This is a genomic window from Synechococcus sp. O70.2, from assembly GCF_047462135.1.
In the GTDB taxonomy this organism is placed as follows: Bacteria; Cyanobacteriota; Cyanobacteriia; order Thermostichales; family Thermostichaceae; genus Thermostichus.
Window position 1 is genome coordinate 33,829 of the sequence record NZ_JANSIS010000003.1, and the last position, 15,212, is coordinate 49,040.

Here is a 15,212-nt window from a genome sequence, read left to right on the forward strand (position 1 = left end):
TGGGCAGCTATTGAGAGAACTCAGGGAGGTCCAAAAGCATGTCTTGGCTGTGGCAGCAAGTCCCATCGCCGCTTGGGCGGTGGCGGAAGGAAGGGATCCCCAGCTTTGCCGCTGCTGGGGGTGCACTGGCAGTTACGGGGTTTTTTTCGCCGGCTTTTGCCCACCACGCCCTGGGGGGGAGACTGCCGGCAACGGCCTGGGAGGGATTTCTCTCCGGGCTGGCTCACCCTGTCATTGGCTTGGATCACCTGGCCTTCGTCGTGGCCATCGGTCTTGTGGCAGCGGGGCAGCCCTGGCGCTACGGGATCCCTTTGGGCTTTGTGTTGGCAGGTCTGGTGGGCACTGGGATCCACCTGGCCGGCTGGGATCCCCTGGGACTGACGGAGCTGGCCATTGCCTCTTCCGTGGTTCTCTTCGGCTTGCTGCTGGTGCAACCGCGGCAGATCCCCAGTTGGCTCTTGCTAATAGGGGGATCCCTGGCGGGGCTATTCCATGGCTATGCCTACGCCGAAACCATTATCGGCGCCCAACCCATGCCTTGGGTGGGATATCTACTGGGGTTGAGCACCGTCCAGTATGGGGTAGCTCTCCTGGCCCTTTGGGCAGCAGAACGCTGGGGGTTGCGGATCCCTGGCTTAACTCGCTGGGCCGGCTGGGCGATTACAGTGGTGGGGGCTGCCTTCCTGATCTTGGCAGTGGTGGGCGCGTAAAAAGCGCTAATTTTGCTCCCTTGCGCTTGGGATCCCCGATCCGGTACAAGGATAACGGTGAAGATAGGTAACAACAAGGGGAGATCCCATGGAGCGCACCTTTATCGCCATCAAGCCGGACGGCGTGCAGCGGGGTCTAGTGGGCACCATTATCCAGCGCCTGGAAAGTCGGGGCTACCAATTGGTAGGCCTGAAGCTGGTGCAGGTAAGCCAAGAGCTGGCAGAAGCCCACTATGCTGAACACAGGGAGCGCCCCTTCTTCCCCAGTTTGGTAAAGTTTATTACCTCGGGGCCGGTGGTGGCTATGGTTTGGCAGGGCAAAGGGGTGATTGCTGCTGCTCGTAAGCTAATCGGCAAAACCAATCCCCTAGAAGCCGAGCCAGGCACCATCCGCGGCGACTTTGGTATTGACATTGGCCGCAACCTTGTCCATGGCTCTGATGGCCCGGAAACCGCCCAGCGGGAGATTGCCCTCTGGTTCCGAGATTCCGAGCTGGTGAACTGGATCCCTGCTGCCCAAAGCTGGATTTACGAGGAGCCCTAAATGCCAGAGAGCTCCAAGCCTCAAGATTCAAACAGCTGGGTTGGCATCACAATGAGGGTATTGCCCTTGCGATCGACCACGTATACCTCCTGGCCGGGTTGGATCTCCACGTCAGGAATACTGCATTTGGCGTTCCAGGTGGAGCCAAGATAGGAGACTCGCCCCTGCTTCCCTGGCGGAATGGCTGTAACTGCCCGCGCTTCCCGCGATTCTTGCAGGATATCCTCCAACTGGGCCGGGCCCTTAGGTACCAGGCGTCGGCTGAGGAGGATCAGCGCAATCGAGAGCAGCACCCAGGCCAAGAACTGGGCCCAAACCGGCAGCCCCCAATAAGCCAAAAGAGCAGTTCCCAGCGCCGCCACACCCGTTGGACCAGCCACCAGTCCCGGCAAAAACAGCTCAGAGGCAACCAGAAGCAAGCCAAAGGCAAGCCAAGGCCATACCATAGAGCCCAAGGATCCCACTACGTTTATTATGAGCCGCTATGAGCCGCGGCACCTGGAGGCTGGGCAGGGACTAGCCGCCTAGGCGGTAGTTCTCCAAAAACTGCAAGGGATCTTCCTGGGGAGGAGTCTTGGGCAGGTTCCTGGACTCGGCAAGCCGCATGAGCGTCTCCCAGTCTGTATTCATGATGAAGTCCACCGCTCGACGGGCTGCCTCTCGGTGGGGGCAGGCCTCGCCCAGGACACATCCATCCCGGCACAGCGTGGCGCAGTCGTGCTCAAAGCTTTGGGGATCCGGGCCAGCCATAGGGTCTTCCTCTCCTGCGGTTTCATCTTCTCTTTAGGATACCTGAAGAGAATCTTGCGCTTGCCGGGGATCAGAGCTGGCGGGGATAGGGTAGAGGGGGTGAGGAGAGCCGCTCAAGAGGAGCAGCAATTCCATGGAGTTTGCACAACTGCAGGCCCTAGTAGAGCAGGCCCTAGAAGATAGGAAGTTAACCCGCACCGAGTTGGAGCAAATCGTCAGCGCTATCCGCTCCGATGGCAAAATCTCCCCCGAGGAGCTGCGCTTGCTAGAGTCCATCCGCGAGAAGGTGCTGCACCGGGAAATTCAGGTAGTGGAAACCGCCGATTGAGCTCCCTTTCGCAAGTAGAGGGTGACTTCGCTGCGGTTATGGAACAGGTGGCGTGCCCTCACCACGGCAAAGGTACCGCTTAGGATATCGAGCGTTTGCTGCAGCACCCGCAGGCGGCGGCGGGAGGGAAGTTTTAAGGTCATCAGGGCTGCCCCCTCTGGCTCCAGATGAGGGGCAAAGGCTGTCATCAGGTGGGCAGAGGTGCGGCCATCCAGGCGCATGTCGTTGAGGATGAGGTGAAACCGCTCCCTACAGCGGGCCAGGTAGGCTTGAGCGCTGAGGCGATGGTAACAAATGCCGGCATCGGAGTGGAGACGCTCGTCCAATGCCGCCGGATCCACCGCTGTTACCTCCTGCCCGTAGAGGCGCAGGATGCGCGACCATCCCCCTGGCGCTGCCCCCAGATCTAAAGCCCGCCCTCCTGGCTGCAAAGGGATGTGGAACACCTGGATGGCTTCCAGCAACTTGAACTCAGAGCGGCTAATCTGACCGGGATCGCGGCGGAAGCGATGGATGCCGCCCGCCCAGTTGGAGAGGTTTTGCTCAGCCAGCGACAAGCCTAGCCAAACTCGGATCCCTGTCGAGTTAGCCAGGATCACCACCGAGATCACCTGTTGGGGATCCCTGACCTGCAGCGGCGATCCCACTGCCGCCACTACCTGGGCTGCCAGGGCTTCGTTGATCTGAAAGGGCTTGAAGTTGAGCTTGCCAAATAGGCGCGTCTGTACGGAAAAGCTGAGGGCCGGGTTGATGGCGGCCAGCAGCTCTTCATCTAGGCGGAGTCCTGCCAGGGATCCCTCGTCCAGCCAAAGCTCCCGCTGGATGGGACAGATGTGGCGCAAAAAAATAGGTGGGTTGGCCTGCCAGCTCTGGGCAAGGTCGACAAAGGAACGCCGGCTGCACACCCACATCAACCCCGTGGCCTCGGGGAGGAGCTGGACGACGGCCTCTGGATCCGCAGCCACGATTTCCCGCCTTGCCAGATCCAGAAACTTTGGGTCAGCGCTGCCCAGCCACTGGTGGGTAGCAGGGGAAAGCGACCTGCTCAGCGGGCTCCTCGCTGCCATCGCAGGTAGGGCAAAGAGGCAGCTACCTCCTGAATGCGGTCGCGGGCAGCTAGCAGCTGCGCCGTGGCATCCCAAGTGCCCTGCACCAGCATCTGCCAAGCCCCCTGGGGGATCTCGACGGCGGCGGCTTTGTCTTCCCAGCGCACCTGTTTGTTGAGGAGATCCAGCGTTAACTGGAGCTCTGGGTTTCTGGCCACTGCCTCTTGGAGAGTTTGAATTACGCTCGCAGGCGCTGTGACACAGGGGATCCCCAGAGTCAGGCAGTTGCCGAAAAAGATCTCGGCAAAGCTTTCGCCAATGAGGGCTCGAATCCCCCACTTGGCCAGGGCTTGGGGGGCATGCTCTCGACTGGAGCCACAGCCAAAGTTGGCGTTGACCAGTAGAATCTCCGCACCCTGGTACTGAGGCAGGTCAAAGGGGTGCTGGCCAGCCGCTTGGGCGCGGTCGTCAGCAAACACGTGCTGGCCCAGGCCATCAAAGGTGACGCATTTGAGGAAGCGGGCCGGGATGATCCGGTCGGTGTCAATGTCATTGCCCACCAGCGGGATCCCTCGGCCTGTGATGCTTAAAACTTCGCTTGCCATGCAAACTCTTGCGAGAACTTCAGCCTCAGCTTAGAGACTGGCTAACGGTCAGAAGCGGCGGTAGAGCTGGTTCTCCAAGTTGCGCACTTGTCGCTCCAGGCGATCCAACCGCCCGCGCAGCTCGTCCATTTCCGACTGGCAGGGCACGCCTAAGTCCTGCAAAACGTTGCGCACCTGCCGCTGCACGTAGGATTCCAGGTTGCTCTGTTCAGATTTCACCTGGTTGAGCAGGTTGTTGAGGAGGTTAGAGGCCTCTTCTGAGCTAAGCTGCCCCTTTTGCACCAGCTCATCGGCAGCCTTCTTCAACTGCTCCGCTAGCAGCGTAGTGGTGCCAACGCCCACGAGCAAGAGCTGACGTAAGATACTGTTGTTGTCCAATGCTGCCCTCCCGAGAACGCTTGACCAACGGCACGGGTCTCCATGACCAAAGACCGGATTTCCAGCCCCCTTCTTCGGGACGGTTTCTGCCATCATAACAAATGGCCTCTGCCAACTCAAAAGAGTACTTGGGCTTCGGCCCAGAACTGTTGCTGGCAGCGCGGAGCGCCTGCAGGAATCCTTGCCCTCAGTGAAAACGCCAAAGCGCTGGCAATAGCGTTGAGCATTCCCCAAAAGATGCGGGAAGATCAGGAGTAAGGGACCGGGATCCCACTACTATCTCGTTTGCTGAGGAAACCCAATGCACGACCTGGACAGTTTGCCAGAACCGGTAGCCAATGCCCTGATCAAAAGCCTGCTTACGGATCTGGAACGGTTGATCAACCAGCATGGTTTGTCCGAGGTTTTGGTGGGGTTGGCCATGTATTGCAATGTGCAGTTCAAGGCCAAGCTCAATAAGCCCAACCGCACGGAGAAAGATGAGGAGCTGGGGTTTTACTTCCGCGACGCTGCCAAAGCCCTAGAGGTAGCAGCCAGCCTCACCTACCGCACCATCGATCGCTCCCAGCCTAGCCAGCCGGCCCAACCCAACGCCTAGACACCAGCGATCTTGCCGTCATCCCCAACTGCTCTCCTTGAGGGAGAGGGGAAGGGATTTAGGCTGGCAAGAGATCCCTTGCAGTTTTTATCCTGGTGGGCAAAAGTCTAGCGAGGCCGAGCGTGAAAATTGTCTGGGAACGCAGCATTTACGCGGGCAATGGCCGCGTGCCCTGCATTATCTGCGGCGGATGGGTCACCCCTATCCAGAGGAAGGGGCAGCAGGTGCTGCTGGCGGTAGTCTACAACGACCGCGGCCAAATCTATGGCGAGATCTGCCGCAGTTGCCTTAGTCTGGGGGCCAAGGGCATCAAGGAGTGCCTGCAAGAGCGGATTGCCCGCCTGAGGAGGCAACTGCAAGATCTGGAGGAGCTAGAGCGGGAAGAGGTGCAATTGCCCACCTTGGAGCAGGAGCTGAGCGCTTACCTGGACTGAGGGCTACCCTTTCTGCCGCTCAATCGAGTTAGCCAACGGTTCAGTCCGAAGTCAACCTCTCCAGCTCTAGCTCTTGCAGACCCTTTGGCTTGCCCTTGCGGTTGCCTGCCCGGATGTCCGATCACCCGATCTTGATTGGAATCGCGTCGGGTAAGGATCAGCTCCAGCCGGTCAGTATGGGCTTGCCGACCAGGGGTAACTCCGCGAAAACGAACCACTTCTAGGGATTCGATATTCAGGTGAGTCTTACCGGATAAGCTGGAAAGGATCTTGATCACCATCGCCAACCCCTCCTTCCATAAGGGCAGCATGAGCAGGACAGCCACCCGATTCACCGGAAAAGGGGCAAGCACAACTGCCATGATTGTGAAAAAGGCAATGAAAGCGTTCCAAACGATGGCGAACGCAACCAAGGCGCGGAGTTGACTGGCCCGGATCACCTCCTCATAGATCTGTTCGGGCTTGTGCAGTTGAATCCGGCTGTCTGCCGGCTGTTGAGGAGAAAGGGCGGCTGTTGCTGAAGCAACCGGCAGCGGTCGGCGATCCAACTGCTCCAGGGCCTCCAGGGCCTGCCGGGCGGAGGCGGGACGATTCGCCACCAGAGGCTCCGTCAACCACCGCAGCCAGTCGCGAAAAGGTGGACTCAGTTGCACCACTTGCTCAAACCCAATTCGGGATCCCTCCTGGGGCAAGTCCGCCGGGTGTTGGCCGGTGAGCAGGTGAATCAGGGTGGCACCCAGGCTGTAGAGATCGGAAGCGGGCACGGTTCTGCCGCCAAATTGCTCCAGGGGCATGTAGCCGTAGCTTCCCACCACAGTGTAGGATCCCTGCTCCCGGGGGGCAGCCGCCTGAACCGAACCAAAGTCCACCAGATACACCTGCTGGTCGGATCCCAAGAGAATGTTGCTGGGCTTGAGATCCCGGTGGATGACCGGCGGATGGAGTTCGTGGAGGTAGATGAGGATGCGTAGCAGCTTCTGCGCCAAGTCGCGCACCTCCGGCTCAGCAAAACGCCGCCCTCGCTCCATCCACTCCTGCAGGGAGGGAGCCTCGATGTAGCTTTGCACCAGCGCCAGGCCGCGCCCCCCTTTCAGAGCAATCTCAAAGCAATCGCGGTACCGGGGAATGGCTGGGTGGGAGAGGGTCTGTAGGACTTGGGCTTCCCGCTCAAACAGCTTCAGATTGTCCCAGTTGAAATCCGGCCCAAACAGGAGCAGCTTGATCACAACTGGCTCTGAGGTGAGGAGATCCCGTGCCAGGTAGGTGTGTCTGCCGCTGCGCTTGCTCAGCCGCCGCTCCAGCTGATACCGCTGGCGCAAAACGGGAAGCTCTGAAGCCATACTCCTTTGCTTCTGGGGCCCTTTTTTTGCTCAGCTCCATAGTAGCCGCTCACCCAAACCCACCTGCAGCAGGCTAACGGCACCAAGGGCAGCCGTGTGCCGTTGGATTTGCCCTAGCCGGTCAAAAACTTGGCCCCTAGGCGCGAGGAGAAAACTTCGTAAATAACCGTCAAAGTTTGGCCTCGGTGCAGCAAAAGATAATGCCTAGCCCAGAAAGGGCCAGGACAGTTGAGCAGCCGGGCAATGGGCTCAGCTTCGCCGTAGTAGAGGCGACGCACCTCGCGAAAGGTCTCCAGTTTTTCTTGGATTAGATTTTGGCCGATGGGCAAATCGGGATGGGGCAAGTATTGAGCCAGATGTTCCGCGTTCCACCAAGAGGTGGCATAGAGCAAGGGCTGTTGCGAGGCCGCTCCGCCCAGCCAAACCCGCCGCCGCATCAAGGGGGATCCCAGCCGCGCCAGATCCCTAGCCAGTTGTGGCATGGACTTGGGGACAGCGCTTTGCTCGGCCAGTAGCTCGACCTGGGCCGTATCTAACAGATGGGCCTGAATTGGTTCCAGGGTCAGAGTGGCCAGATTGCGAGTGGTCAAGCCATCCCCCAGCAGCAACAACCGCAACAAGGGATCCACCCCTAGCAGCTCCGGCTGAAGGGGGTCAGCCTCTCCCTGCCACTGCAACCGCAGCGGCCACCACTCGGCTTGACCCATGTTGCCTAGGAAAGTCTCCTTGGCAGAGCAAGCCGAGGGCCAAGGGGATACTGCCCCAGGAGCATGGTCGATGGAGAGAGGGGGAGAAAGTTCCAAGATGGCGGCGCGGTTGTGAAGTTCTGTATCGACCCCTAGTCTAGCCCACTCCCCCTCTCCCCTCCGAGGACTTTCCTAGCTCGTACCCGGCTGAATCAGCAGCCGCACCACCCAGGGGACGACCACGATGACGCTAATCAGGCGAGCTAGGTGCATAACTACCACCGTGCTGGCCTGGGCCCCCATGTCCAGGGCAATTAAGCTCATATCGGAGATACCCCCTGGGGCCGTGCCCAAGATGGCAGTAAGGCGCTCGATCCCCAGCCAGCGGGAGATCAAAAACCCCGATAGAACGCCGGTGCTCACCGCAATCACGGTACACACTAGGGCTGGCCGCCACAGATCCTTGAGGGCGAGCAATGTCTCGGCGGTAAGCTTACTGCCCAAGAGAATACCCAGTATCACCTGCAGGACAAAGCGGATTCCAGGTGGAGGAGTGGGAATCGGGATGGCCCCCCAGACATTGACCAAGCCGACTGCCACCATCGAGCCTACTAGAGCTCCTGCTGGCAGCCTCAGCTTGACTGCAATCAAGGCACCTGCCAACCCAATCAACACCGTCCAGAGATAGCTCATCATTGCGGCTTGGCCTCAAGGCAAGAGGATGACTAGCAGTTGGGGTTGGGCCTGCTCCCTCCACGGCATTCAGCGCAGATGCCGTAGAAGTCAAGCACATGGTACTCGATAACAAATTGGTAACGGCTGGCAATCTGCTTCTCTAGATCCCCCACGGGACAACCTGACAGAGGCACCACCCGCCGACATTCAGTGCAGATCAGGTGATGGCGACTGTGGCCGTTGCTGGGCAGAAGCTGGTAGTAGGTTTGCTGATCCCCCAAGTGGACGGCCTGCAGCTTGCCCTCGTTGCGCAGCGCCTCCAAGACCCGATAGACAGTGGCCAAGCCCACCGTGTGGTTGGCATTGCGCAGCTTCAGGAAAATCTCCTGGGCCGAGAGGGGCCGCTCGCTTTGCTCCAACACCTCCAGGATCAATTTGCGGTTGCGGGTCTGGCGGGAGGAGGACATGAGCCTTTTCCCTTGGGGGTTACTGGGAGAGTCAGCGCTCAGCGTCGGCTTCAGCTTTCATGCGCTCCAGGGTTTGGTGCATTTGGTCAAACATTTGGCTAAGAGAGAGCCCTAACCCTCCCAGTTGGGTTTGCAATTGCTTAATGGTCAGTTGGGCCATAAAATCGTCGGAAAGCTCCAGCCGCTTCATGAAAATGCGCTGGCGCTCCAGCAACTCTTCCATGTGCTGGATGAAGATCTTTTTGCCTTCCCGGTCAAATTGACCGTAGCGCTCGCCAAGTCGCATCAGGTTTTGGAAATCCCGAAACAGTTGCTTAGCTTCTTCCTGAACAATCTCCGAGTCGAAGAAGCCCATGGCTTTCCCCTTGCCCCCAACAAACGACATTCGATATACCTATCCTATCCGATTGCCTTGGGGAATGCAGGCGTTGCTATCTTCTGGCCAGTACGGGATCCCGTCCTGCAGGTAATTATTGGCTATGCTCCTCCTTCCCTGTGTTAAGGCTTACACTCAGCCGGCTTTGGCCCAGCAGTGGTGCCAACGGGTGCAGGGATCCCGGCCTCTGTTTTTGGCCTGCCTGGGGTTTACGGAAACAGCCCTTATTCCAGGCATCTCTGCTGCTGGCGCCACGCCCTCTCTGCGGCGCTACACCGCTCTGGCTGATGGGGAGGTGCTGCTGACCGGCCGTTCTTGCCGCTTGCCCACCTCGCCCGAGGGCTATCCCTCGCCGGTGGTCATCAGCCGCGCCATCTTAAGCGAGCTAGGGATCCCCTGCCGCGTGTTCGACTGTGGTCTGCTAGAGCCTTTGCCAGGCGCAGAGAAGGTGCCTTCTGGAGGGCCAGCCCGCTGTCTGAGCACCGGCCAGGCCTTGTCCGTGGAACAGGTGAGATCCCTGTGGCAGGAGGGGTATGAGTGGGGATCCCAACTGGAAGCCAGCTACTGGGTCGTCGGAGAGTGCGTGGCCGGCGGTACTGCAACAGCGCTGGCGGTGCTGCTAGGGCTGGGCTGGCAGGCAAACGGCATGGTCAACAGCAGCCATCCAGTTTGTAACCACGCCCAAAAGCTGGCCTTGGCCCAGCGGGGTCTAGCCAATCTCTCCCCCACTGCCACTGCGCCAGAGGTAGTGGCTGCCGTGGGGGATCCCGTGCAACCCTTCATCGCCGGGTTAGCCATGGCAGCAGCCCAGCGGGGGCCGGTGCTGCTGGCGGGAGGAACGCAAATGCTGGCAGTGCTGGCCCTAATGCGGCGCTGGGGAGAAGAGGAAGGGATCCCCTGGCCCCCTGAAAACGTGGTGGTAGGCACCACCCGCTGGGTGGCGGAGGATCCCTCTGGCAACACCGTGGCTCTGGCGGAGCTGTTGGGCAATGTCTGCCTCTTGGCCACCCAACTAAGCTTTGCCCAGAGTCGCTACTCCTCTCTTCAAGCCTATGAGCGAGGCTATGTCAAAGAGGGGGCGGGGGCTGGCGGCCTAGCGATTGCCAGTAGCCTGTATGCTGGCTGGGGTCAGGCAGAGCTATTGGCTGCCGTTGAGCGCAGCTACGAGCACCTACTGCTTCAGGCCGGCTCCAGCGGAGCCATCGTCAGACCCTCCCGCAGCAGCTGCTGATGGTAGAGCTCCGCTTGCTCCTGTGGGCCGACCCAGACAACGGCCTGCCCTTCCCTGTCCACCTGCATGGTCAGTTGCCGCGCCAAGGGCAAAGTCATGCCGGGGATGTACTTGAGCAAGCATTCGGTAACGTGTTGGAAGGTGTTGATATCGTCGTCTAGGACGATCACTTTGTAGTTTGGGTAGGGCTTGCGAATCCGCCCTGTTATCGAAGACAACTGCTCCAAAGCACGGGTTGGAGTTTCTGTGATTGCGGTCATAGCAGCTCAGGGTGAGACAACCTCTAGGTGCTTGTAACCAATAGCCCAGCTTCCAGAAGCGGCCGCTTGACCACTCAAGCCAAGCTGCGAAAGCCGCCTGCTTGTGATTACTACTACTAGCTATTTTTAGCCAGTTTTGTAGCTATGGTCAGCCTGCGCCTGCCTGCGGATTCCCGCACCAGTTTGCAGCTAGGGCTCTTGCGGAAGCGCTAAATATCACGCGGATTCTGGCAGCACATCAAGCCCTAAGAGGGCCGTCGTTCTTGGCCTTGGGCAAACTGTTGCAGCTGCCGCAGCATTAGCAGGTGGCCCAAGCCTAGGGGCAGAAGTGAGACGGCCTCTACCCGCAACTGCACCCAGCCGTTCCCCCACCGCCAGTCGCAGTAGCCATCGGCACCACCCCACATCACCAGCCGCAGCCGTTGGGGCAGCAGGATTTCCACCTGGTGCAGGATGGAGATAGGGCCCCACTGGGCGGCAAAGGTGCTGCCTTGCTCTAGCTTGGGGGGAAGGGATCCCTGCAGTTGCTGCGGCCAAATCCACTGCTGCAGAAGTTCCACCTCTGTTAGGCAACGCTGCAGAGTCGAGGAGCTGGCCTCGACAGCGATGCGGATAGTGGAGGACTGGAGCGTTCCTAGCATATAACCCTGGAGCCAGGGCACAGGCTGGTCAATACCCCTGAGTCTATCCTGTGCTGATTGCTAGAGATCTGCCTTTGAAAGCCCCTCGTCCCCACTTGGTGGCCATCTTGGCCCAAAGTTTGGATGGCAAGCTCGCCGCCCACCGCGGGCAAAGGCCCCATTTCCCTAGCCCTGAAGACTATCGGCACCTGGAAACCCAAGCTGCTCGGCAACAGGCTTTAATCATGGGGGCAGCCACGCTGCGGGCCTACGGCACTGCTCTCCGCCTGCGGGATCCGGAGCTCATCCAACGCCGAATTGCACAGGGTCTCCCCCCTCAGCCCCTGACGATCATCTGTTCCGGCAGCGGCGAGATTCCGGAAGAGTTGCCGTTTTTTCGCCAGCCCCTCACTCGCTGGCTGTGGACGACGCCGGCGGGCTCTCGCCAGTGGCAGGGACGGCCCGATTTTGCCGAGATCTGGGTGGCCGCGGATTGGGATTTGACCGCTCGCCTAGCCCGCCTGCGGCAGCGGGGGATCGAACGGGTGGGCCTCCTGGGCGGGGGGCGGCTCTTGGGGGCGTTTTTGCAGGCGCAAGCCTTGGATGAGCTGTGGGTGACGCTGGCACCAGTGCTGCTGAGTGGCTACGCTGATGCCCCGGCTAGCATCGAGGGCTGGCAACTGCAGGGATCCCCGCCCCGCCTGGAGTTGCTTGAGTGCCGCCGCGGTTCCCAAGAGCTGTTTTTGCACTATCGAGTTGAGTGGAGCTGAGGGAGCAGTCGAGAAAATTTTTTTGGACACATTGAGATTTCCCGAAAATCCACAGGTTTTCCCCAGACTTTCCACAGGCAGGCGGGTTGTTTTCCACAACGTCTTTCGCTCTAGAAGCCGCCTCGAAGGGTTCTGTGGAAAAGTTGCCCTTGCTAAGGTTCACGCGATTACACCTTGAGAAACGTAACGGGATCGCGCCGCTTTTTCCGATCCCATCAAGGCCACGGGAGAGCTCTGGTTCTGTTGGATACTCCCGCCTAGGATTGACATCCCCCCTAGGGCAGAGGGCAGAATAGCCCCACCCGAGGTGAGGAGGAGGCTTCCCCGGCAGCTGCTAGGACCTCCCCAGCCGCTTGCAGGCGGCCAATGGGCAAGCCCTTTTACCCCGTTTCTTGAGGAGCCCGTGCGGTCTTTGAGGTACCCAAGTTAGAGGACTGGCTTAGCTTGTTCAATTCCTTCCTAGGCCGGCTTAGCTGTGGCCCAGGGTAGACCCTCTTTTTGCTGCGACTGTTTGAGTGTTGACTTTAGGTAGGTGGTTGAGCTATGGATTCTCCTACCGTCAGCATTTCGAGCGAAATTCCCAAGGAGCTCCACGAGACCCTCAAAAACTACCTCTCTCGTCATCCCGACTGGGATCAAGATCGGGTTGTAACAGCAGCCCTCTCGCTGTTCTTGCTCCAAAGCGGAGATGCCGATCGGCGCGCTGCGCGCATCTACCTAGACAGCCTCTTTCGCCGCAACTAGGCTAAAGCTGTCGGAATCCCAACTTAGGGCTATTGGGAACGTCCTGTTAACCCCGGTAGGTCAAACCGTGCCACAGGGCTTTGGTCGAGGGAAAGGCAAGCGGCAGGTGGCTGGGCCTCAGAACTCAGGACAAGGAGCCAGCCTGCCCTCTTTCCCCTCCCCAGAGGCGGCTCTGGCTTTGGTCGAGCGCCACCGACAAGCAGGGGATCTGGGGGCAGCGCTGCGCCTTTGTCGACAGCTTACCCGCGCCCATCCGCACCTGGCTGCTGCCCAAGCGCTGCTGGGATCCCTCTATCTGCAAATGGGAGATCCCCGTCAAGCCTTGACCCCCCTACAGTTGGCTGTACACCTGAGGAAGGACTGGGTGCCTGCCTGGCAGGAGCTGGGCGATGCTTGGATGCTGCTGGGCAACCCGGCGGAGGCAGCGCGCGCCTATCAGGAGGGATTGGCCTTTGCTCCCGGCAATGGGCAACTGCTGTTTCGGCTGGGCAGTTGTTGGCTGGCCTTGGGGCAGCGGCAGCGGGCAATTGCAGTCCTGCGCCAGGCTGCGGCAGCGCACCCTCCCCAGCCCTATGCTCTAGCCGCCTTAGGCAATGCGCTGATGTTCGAGAACCAGCTTGAGGAAGCTGAAGGCTGGTTTCGCCAAGCCCTTGCCCTGCTGCCCCAGGAGGGGCGGATCCTCGTCAACCTCGCCCACTGCCTCCACCTGCAAGATCGTCTGGAGGAAGCAGCCGACTGCCTGCAACAGGCCATCCTGCTGCTGCCCAAGGATGCTCAGCCCCACAACAACTTGGGCACGGTCCTGCAAGAGCAAAACTGCCTCGAGGCCGCCCTTAAGTCCTATCGGCGGGGCTTGCAACTAGCCCCTGATTCGCCAGAGATCCACTACAACCTGGCCACTGCCCTGCTCACCCTAGGCCGCTACAAGGAGGGGTGGCGGGAGTACGAATGGCGGCTGCAGCGCCAGGGGGCGGCCTACCCCCGCTTTCCCCAGCCTCTGTGGACGGGATCCCCCTTGGGCCAGCAGACTCTGCTCATCTACGCCGAACAAGGTTTGGGGGACACCATCCAGTTTGTGCGCTACCTGCCACTTTTGGCCGCAGCCCATCCGCAGGCCTCCCTCTACTTCCGCTGCCCGCCATCCCTAGTCGAGCTGCTGCGGGCCTCCTTTCCTCAGGTTCAGATTATTTCGGAGACGGATCCCCTGCCTCCCTTCGACTGGCACCTGCCCTTGCTCAGCCTGCCCCATCGCCTAGGCACCACTCTGGAGACAATCCCTGCCTGTCTTCCCTACCTGGTCTGTCCCCCGGAGAGCTCCGGATGGCCAGAAGAATGGCCTGAGGTTCCTCAGAAGGGGATGAAGGTAGGGCTGGTGTGGGCCAGTGGCCGCCGCGCCGATCTTGCCCTCAACCGGGTGCAGAGGTTAAAAAGCTGTCCCCTCAGCCTCTTTCTCGAGTACCTTGATCTGCCCCAGGTGCAGTGGGTTAGCCTGCAGGTGGGTGAAGATCTAAGCCAGGTAGAACCCCTCCTCAAGCAGCACCAGGTGGTGGAGCTGGGATCCCGTTTCCAGAATTTTGTTGATACTGCTAGGGCAGTTGCCCAGTTGGATCTGGTGATTAGCGTCGATACCGCCGTTGCCCACCTAGCTGGGGCGCTGGGCAAGCCCGTGTGGGTTCTACTGCCCTTTGCAGCCGATTGGCGCTGGCTGCTGCAGCGACAAGATAGCCCCTGGTACCCCGGCGTAATGCGCCTATTTCGCCAAGAAGCCCGCGGCAACTGGGTTGAACCGCTGCAGCAGATGCGAAGGGCCCTGCAGGAGCACTTGGCAGGGATCCCTTCTTAGCCCTCTCCTTTTTCTCCCTTGGGCACGATGCGCTGAAACAGATAGCCAGTACCGCGGGCTGTCAGGATAAGCTCAGGGTTGCTTGGGTCATCCTCCAACTTAGCCCGCAGCCGCGAGATGTGGACATCCACCACCCGCGTATCCACATGGCGCTCTGGGGTATAGCCCCATACCTCTTGCAGGATCTGGGCGCGGGAAAACGGCTCCCCCGAGCGGCTGACCAACAGCTCCAGCAAACTAAACTCCATTCCTGTCAGGCGGATGCGCTCGCCCCGCTTGTAAACTTGGCGCTTGTTGGTATCAATGCAAAGATCCCCAACCTGGATAACCCCAGAGCTAGGGATCCCCTCATGGCTAGACCGGGCCACCCGCCGCAGCACCGAGCGAATGCGGGCCTCCAGCTCCTTGGGTGAAAAAGGCTTGACCACGTAGTCATCCGCCCCTAGTTCCAACCCAGTAATGCGGTCGGCCACATCCCCCAGAGCCGTGAGCATGATGATGGGGATGTCGGACTCTTTGCGCAACTCTTGACAGACCCCATAGCCATCCAGCTTTGGCATCATGACATCCAGCACCACCAGGTCGGGATGCTGCTTGCGGAAGACCTGCAGGGCCTCTTCGCCGTCGGCTGCAGTAACCACCTCGTAGCCGATCATCGAGAGGCGAGTTTCCAAAATGCGGCGGATGCTAGCCTCATCATCAACCACGAGAATTCGTTCTTTACGCTGGGCTTCCACGGTGCTGCAACTCCTGTACTTCACTTCTAATAACTTGGCTTGGAAAAGTTAGGATAAAGGCTACCTCCTG

General features: G+C 59.9%; 22 protein-coding genes. 9 read left to right on the forward strand and 13 right to left on the reverse strand.

Features of this window, described 5'->3' with window-relative positions; genetic code table 11:
• The first annotated feature begins 38 nt into the window (after positions 1-38).
• Together NW812_RS04485 and ndk are read left to right on the forward strand one after the other, a co-directional pair.
• On the forward strand, positions 39-710 hold the full coding sequence (locus tag NW812_RS04485; protein WP_414394492.1) for a HupE/UreJ family protein: 672 nt from the start codon (positions 39-41) through the stop codon (positions 708-710).
• 88 nt (positions 711-798) lie between these two features.
• Positions 799-1,254, forward strand: coding sequence for a nucleoside-diphosphate kinase (ndk, locus tag NW812_RS04490; RefSeq protein WP_414394494.1), 456 nt, complete (start codon positions 799-801; stop codon positions 1,252-1,254).
• A 20-nt stretch (positions 1,255-1,274) separates the two neighbouring features.
• Here the strand turns inward: ndk and NW812_RS04495 are convergent, their stop codons facing one another.
• Positions 1,275-1,700: an NfeD family protein gene (locus tag NW812_RS04495; RefSeq protein WP_414394497.1), complete on the reverse strand. Its 426-nt coding sequence runs from the start codon at positions 1,698-1,700 to the stop codon at positions 1,275-1,277.
• A gap of 70 nt (positions 1,701-1,770) precedes the next feature.
• Positions 1,771-2,004: a hypothetical protein gene (locus NW812_RS04500; protein WP_414394500.1), complete on the reverse strand. Its 234-nt coding sequence runs from the start codon at positions 2,002-2,004 to the stop codon at positions 1,771-1,773.
• A 133-nt stretch (positions 2,005-2,137) separates the two neighbouring features.
• On the opposite strand from NW812_RS04500, the gene NW812_RS04505 reads away from it, so the two are divergent.
• Positions 2,138-2,332, forward strand: a complete 195-nt coding sequence (locus NW812_RS04505) for a hypothetical protein (RefSeq protein WP_414394503.1) — start codon at positions 2,138-2,140, stop codon at positions 2,330-2,332.
• Here the strand turns inward: NW812_RS04505 and NW812_RS04510 are convergent.
• Genes NW812_RS04510 through NW812_RS04520 form a run of 3 tightly spaced genes read right to left on the reverse strand, consistent with a single transcriptional unit; the run spans position 2,308 to position 4,361 of the window.
• Positions 2,308-3,399, reverse strand: coding sequence for an SAM-dependent methyltransferase (locus NW812_RS04510; RefSeq protein WP_414394506.1), 1,092 nt, complete (start codon positions 3,397-3,399; stop codon positions 2,308-2,310). The genes NW812_RS04505 and NW812_RS04510 overlap by 25 nt on opposite strands.
• Positions 3,378-3,983 (reverse strand): 3-isopropylmalate dehydratase small subunit, encoded by a 606-nt coding sequence (leuD, locus tag NW812_RS04515; protein ID WP_414394509.1) that lies wholly within the window; start codon positions 3,981-3,983, stop codon positions 3,378-3,380. Before leuD ends, NW812_RS04510 begins: the two co-directional genes overlap by 22 nt.
• Positions 3,984-4,031: 48 nt before the next feature.
• Entirely contained in the window at positions 4,032-4,361 is a 330-nt protein-coding gene (locus tag NW812_RS04520; protein WP_414394511.1) for a phasin family protein, read from the reverse strand.
• A 301-nt stretch (positions 4,362-4,662) separates the two neighbouring features.
• Here NW812_RS04520 and NW812_RS04525 point away from each other — a divergent pair, with 301 nt between their 5' ends.
• Positions 4,663-4,959: a hypothetical protein gene (locus NW812_RS04525; protein WP_414394512.1), complete on the forward strand. Its 297-nt coding sequence runs from the start codon at positions 4,663-4,665 to the stop codon at positions 4,957-4,959.
• 122 nt (positions 4,960-5,081) lie between these two features.
• Positions 5,082-5,393, forward strand: coding sequence for a hypothetical protein (locus NW812_RS04530; protein ID WP_414394515.1), 312 nt, complete (start codon positions 5,082-5,084; stop codon positions 5,391-5,393).
• Here the strand turns inward: NW812_RS04530 and NW812_RS04535 are convergent.
• From NW812_RS04535 to NW812_RS04555, 5 genes are all read right to left on the reverse strand, one after another.
• The gene (locus tag NW812_RS04535; protein WP_414394518.1) at positions 5,381-6,733 is read right to left on the reverse strand and encodes a serine/threonine protein kinase; all 1,353 of its coding nucleotides are present in this window, start codon (positions 6,731-6,733) and stop codon (positions 5,381-5,383) included. The two genes, NW812_RS04530 and NW812_RS04535, sit on opposite strands and share 13 nt — an antisense overlap.
• Before the next feature lie 113 nt (positions 6,734-6,846).
• A complete protein-coding gene (locus tag NW812_RS04540; protein WP_414394521.1) occupies positions 6,847-7,440 on the reverse strand; it encodes a chorismate pyruvate-lyase family protein in 594 nt (197 codons plus the stop codon).
• A gap of 171 nt (positions 7,441-7,611) precedes the next feature.
• Entirely contained in the window at positions 7,612-8,112 is a 501-nt protein-coding gene (locus NW812_RS04545; protein ID WP_414394523.1) for an AbrB family transcriptional regulator, read from the reverse strand.
• Positions 8,113-8,144: 32 nt separating this feature from the next.
• Entirely contained in the window at positions 8,145-8,561 is a 417-nt protein-coding gene (locus NW812_RS04550) for a Fur family transcriptional regulator (protein WP_414394525.1), read from the reverse strand.
• A gap of 31 nt (positions 8,562-8,592) precedes the next feature.
• Complete coding sequence (locus NW812_RS04555) at positions 8,593-8,916, reverse strand: DUF1825 family protein (protein ID WP_414394812.1); 324 nt, start codon at positions 8,914-8,916, stop codon at positions 8,593-8,595.
• Between the two features lie 124 nt (positions 8,917-9,040).
• Here NW812_RS04555 and cobT point away from each other — a divergent pair, with 124 nt between their 5' ends.
• Positions 9,041-10,168 carry a nicotinate mononucleotide-dependent phosphoribosyltransferase CobT gene (gene cobT, locus NW812_RS04560; RefSeq protein ID WP_414394527.1) on the forward strand — a complete coding sequence of 376 codons (1,128 nt, stop codon included), beginning with the start codon at positions 9,041-9,043 and terminating at the stop codon, positions 10,166-10,168.
• Here the strand turns inward: cobT and clpS are convergent.
• Positions 10,117-10,428 carry an ATP-dependent Clp protease adapter ClpS gene (gene clpS, locus NW812_RS04565; RefSeq protein ID WP_414394530.1) on the reverse strand — a complete coding sequence of 104 codons (312 nt, stop codon included), beginning with the start codon at positions 10,426-10,428 and terminating at the stop codon, positions 10,117-10,119. The genes cobT and clpS overlap by 52 nt on opposite strands.
• 245 nt (positions 10,429-10,673) lie before the next feature.
• On the reverse strand, positions 10,674-11,069 hold the full coding sequence (locus NW812_RS04570; protein ID WP_414394533.1) for a hypothetical protein: 396 nt from the start codon (positions 11,067-11,069) through the stop codon (positions 10,674-10,676).
• Between the two features lie 50 nt (positions 11,070-11,119).
• Here NW812_RS04570 and NW812_RS04575 point away from each other — a divergent pair, with 50 nt between their 5' ends.
• The 3 genes from NW812_RS04575 (at position 11,120) to NW812_RS04585 (ending at position 14,405) form a co-directional block, all read left to right on the forward strand.
• Entirely contained in the window at positions 11,120-11,818 is a 699-nt protein-coding gene (locus NW812_RS04575) for a RibD family protein (protein WP_414394535.1), read from the forward strand.
• 543 nt (positions 11,819-12,361) lie between these two features.
• On the forward strand, positions 12,362-12,562 hold the full coding sequence (locus NW812_RS04580; protein WP_414394537.1) for a DUF2811 domain-containing protein: 201 nt from the start codon (positions 12,362-12,364) through the stop codon (positions 12,560-12,562).
• Positions 12,563-12,668: 106 nt separating this feature from the next.
• Positions 12,669-14,405 carry a tetratricopeptide repeat protein gene (locus tag NW812_RS04585; protein ID WP_414394539.1) on the forward strand — a complete coding sequence of 579 codons (1,737 nt, stop codon included), beginning with the start codon at positions 12,669-12,671 and terminating at the stop codon, positions 14,403-14,405.
• Here the strand turns inward: NW812_RS04585 and rpaB are convergent.
• Positions 14,402-15,142 (reverse strand): response regulator transcription factor RpaB, encoded by a 741-nt coding sequence (gene rpaB, locus NW812_RS04590; RefSeq protein WP_414394542.1) that lies wholly within the window; start codon positions 15,140-15,142, stop codon positions 14,402-14,404. The two genes, NW812_RS04585 and rpaB, sit on opposite strands and share 4 nt — an antisense overlap.
• Between the last annotated feature and the right edge of the window lie 70 nt (positions 15,143-15,212).

What these genes read in the sequence shown, in the direction of transcription:
- NW812_RS04485 (WP_414394492.1), top strand. Translation starts at nt 39, where the DNA reads ATGTCTTGGCTGTGGCAGCAAGTCCCATCGCCGCTTGGGCGGTGGCGG.
- ndk (WP_414394494.1), top strand. Translation starts at nt 799, where the DNA reads ATGGAGCGCACCTTTATCGCCATCAAGCCGGACGGCGTGCAGCGGGGT.
- NW812_RS04495 (WP_414394497.1), bottom strand. Translation starts at nt 1,700, where the DNA reads ATGGTATGGCCTTGGCTTGCCTTTGGCTTGCTTCTGGTTGCCTCTGAG.
- NW812_RS04500 (WP_414394500.1), bottom strand. Translation starts at nt 2,004, where the DNA reads ATGGCTGGCCCGGATCCCCAAAGCTTTGAGCACGACTGCGCCACGCTG.
- NW812_RS04505 (WP_414394503.1), top strand. Translation starts at nt 2,138, where the DNA reads ATGGAGTTTGCACAACTGCAGGCCCTAGTAGAGCAGGCCCTAGAAGAT.
- NW812_RS04510 (WP_414394506.1), bottom strand. Translation starts at nt 3,399, where the DNA reads ATGGCAGCGAGGAGCCCGCTGAGCAGGTCGCTTTCCCCTGCTACCCAC.
- leuD (WP_414394509.1), bottom strand. Translation starts at nt 3,983, where the DNA reads ATGGCAAGCGAAGTTTTAAGCATCACAGGCCGAGGGATCCCGCTGGTG.
- NW812_RS04525 (WP_414394512.1), top strand. Translation starts at nt 4,663, where the DNA reads ATGCACGACCTGGACAGTTTGCCAGAACCGGTAGCCAATGCCCTGATC.
- NW812_RS04535 (WP_414394518.1), bottom strand. Translation starts at nt 6,733, where the DNA reads ATGGCTTCAGAGCTTCCCGTTTTGCGCCAGCGGTATCAGCTGGAGCGG.
- NW812_RS04540 (WP_414394521.1), bottom strand. Translation starts at nt 7,440, where the DNA reads ATGGGTCAAGCCGAGTGGTGGCCGCTGCGGTTGCAGTGGCAGGGAGAG.
- NW812_RS04545 (WP_414394523.1), bottom strand. Translation starts at nt 8,112, where the DNA reads ATGAGCTATCTCTGGACGGTGTTGATTGGGTTGGCAGGTGCCTTGATT.
- NW812_RS04550 (WP_414394525.1), bottom strand. Translation starts at nt 8,561, where the DNA reads ATGTCCTCCTCCCGCCAGACCCGCAACCGCAAATTGATCCTGGAGGTG.
- NW812_RS04555 (WP_414394812.1), bottom strand. Translation starts at nt 8,916, where the DNA reads ATGGGCTTCTTCGACTCGGAGATTGTTCAGGAAGAAGCTAAGCAACTG.
- cobT (WP_414394527.1), top strand. Translation starts at nt 9,041, where the DNA reads ATGCTCCTCCTTCCCTGTGTTAAGGCTTACACTCAGCCGGCTTTGGCC.
- clpS (WP_414394530.1), bottom strand. Translation starts at nt 10,428, where the DNA reads ATGACCGCAATCACAGAAACTCCAACCCGTGCTTTGGAGCAGTTGTCT.
- NW812_RS04570 (WP_414394533.1), bottom strand. Translation starts at nt 11,069, where the DNA reads ATGCTAGGAACGCTCCAGTCCTCCACTATCCGCATCGCTGTCGAGGCC.
- NW812_RS04580 (WP_414394537.1), top strand. Translation starts at nt 12,362, where the DNA reads ATGGATTCTCCTACCGTCAGCATTTCGAGCGAAATTCCCAAGGAGCTC.